The organism is Romboutsia maritimum (assembly GCF_002251085.2).
GTDB lineage: Bacteria > Bacillota > Clostridia > Peptostreptococcales > Peptostreptococcaceae > Romboutsia_B > Romboutsia_B maritimum.
Map to the genome: position 1 here is coordinate 1 of NZ_NOJZ02000080.1, position 1,280 is coordinate 1,280.

A 1,280-nucleotide genomic window follows, 5' to 3' on the forward strand; every position below is an offset into this window, starting at 1 on the left:
AATGATGGAGAGGTAATAGCTATGGGAATAAGAGTAACAAGTGAAATTAAACCACTAAAAAAAGTTTTACTTCATAAGCCAGGTGAAGAAATAGAAAACTTAACACCTGAATATCTTGAAAGATTATTATTTGATGATATCCCTTTCTTAGAGGTAGCTCAAAAAGAACATGATGCTTTTGCAGAGATATTAAGAAACAATGGAGTAGAAGTTGTTTACTTACATGAATTAGCAGCAGAAGTTATAGCAGATCCACAAATAAAAGAACAATTTATAAACCAATTTATAGATGAAGCTGGAGTAAAAAGTGAAGCAGTTCGTAAAGACGTTTACAATTACTTAATGAGTTTCAAAACTAATGAAGAATTAGTAAGAAAAACTATGGCAGGTATAAATAAAAATGAATTACCAGCTATAGAAAAGAAAAGTTTAATTGACTTTGTTGATGACGAATATCCATTCGTAACAGATCCAATGCCAAACTTATACTTCACAAGAGACCCATTTGCTTCAATAGGAAATGGAATAAGCTTAAATAAAATGTACTCTGTAACAAGAAACAGAGAAACTATATATGCTGATTATATATTCAAGTATCATAAAGAATACAAAGATACTGCAAGATTATATAATAGAGATTATGATTTCCATATAGAAGGTGGAGACATATTAAACTTAAACGAAAAAACTTTAGCTATAGGTATATCTCAAAGAACTGAAGCTCAAGCTATAGAAAAAATTGCTGAGAGAATATTCTTTGAAACTGAAGGAAACCAAATAGAAACAATACTTGCTTTCAATATACCAAACTCAAGAGCTTACATGCACTTAGATACAGTATTCACACAAGTTGATTACGATAAATTTACTATACATCCTCAAATAGAAGGACCACTAGAAATATTCGAATTAACTAAAGGTGAAAAAGGTCAAGTAAACTTAGTTCAAGAAACTATGACACTACAAGAAATATTATCTAAACATCTAAAATGCGATGTTAAGTTAATAAGATGTGGTGGAGGAGATTACGTAATATCTCAAAGAGAACAATGGAACGATGGATCTAATACATTATGTATAAAACCAGGTGAAGTTGTAGTTTACTCAAGAAACTATGTAACTAACAAAGTATTAGAAGAATACGGAGTTAAAATACATGTTATGCCATCATCAGAATTATCAAGAGGACGTGGGGGCCCAAGATGTATGTCTATGCCTTTAGTTCGTGAAGACTAAGATTAAATAAAAAAGTTGTCTCATATATTTGAGGCAACTTTTTT

General features: G+C 30.4%; 1 protein-coding gene. It reads left to right on the plus strand.

The genetic code is table 11. The features are described 5' to 3' along the window. On the plus strand, positions 1-1,236 hold a 1,236-nt coding region (gene arcA / locus CHF27_RS13760; protein WP_330409814.1), incomplete at its 5' end, for an arginine deiminase. Between the last annotated feature and the right edge of the window lie 44 nt (positions 1,237-1,280).